At 77.1% G+C, this 580-nt stretch carries 1 protein-coding gene; it reads right to left on the reverse strand.

Features of this window, described 5'->3' with window-relative positions:
* A partial coding sequence (locus CQZ88_RS28820; RefSeq protein WP_146034383.1) for an amidohydrolase family protein occupies positions 1–580 on the reverse strand: 580 nt, incomplete at both ends.

The raw sequence follows: 580 nt of genomic DNA on the forward strand, positions 1-580 counted from the left end.
TGACCGGTGCATCGGAGCCGAAGGCGAGCGACATGCCGGTCGCGGCGAGCGGTGCGAACGGGTTGAGCCCGGCGGCGCGGTCGGCGCCGAGGCGGGTGGCGTACAGCCCGTCCGGCCCGCCCCACAGCGCGTCGAAGGCCGGTTGCATGCTGGCGATCACACCCCAGCCGCCGAGCCGGGCGGTCTGCTCGGCGGTGACCATCTCGAGGTGTTCGAGCCGGTGCCCGCGGGCCGCGACGGCCGGGCCGCCGAGCTCGGCGACGACGGCCGCGAACGCCTGCACCGCGGCGTCGACGGCGGCGTCGCCGATGACGTGGAAGCCGGCCTGGATGCCGGCTTCGGTGCAGGCCCGCAGGTGCGCGGCCATCTGCTCGACGGTGAGGTAGGCGGTGCCGCAGCAGTCGGGGCGGTCGGTGTAGGGCGCGGCGAGCCACGCGGTGTGCGACCCGAGGGCGCCGTCGACGAACAGGTCGCCGCCGAGGGCGTGGCCGCCGGTCGCGGCGAGGAGCGCGCGGGCCTGGTCGGCGGTGGTGACGGCCTCGCCCCAGTAGCCGCGGACCTGCACGGCGTGGTCGGTGGC

Origin of the sequence: Rhodococcus sp. ENV425 (assembly GCF_002887785.1) — a bacterium.
Lineage (GTDB): Bacteria > Actinomycetota > Actinomycetes > Mycobacteriales > Mycobacteriaceae > Rhodococcus > Rhodococcus aetherivorans.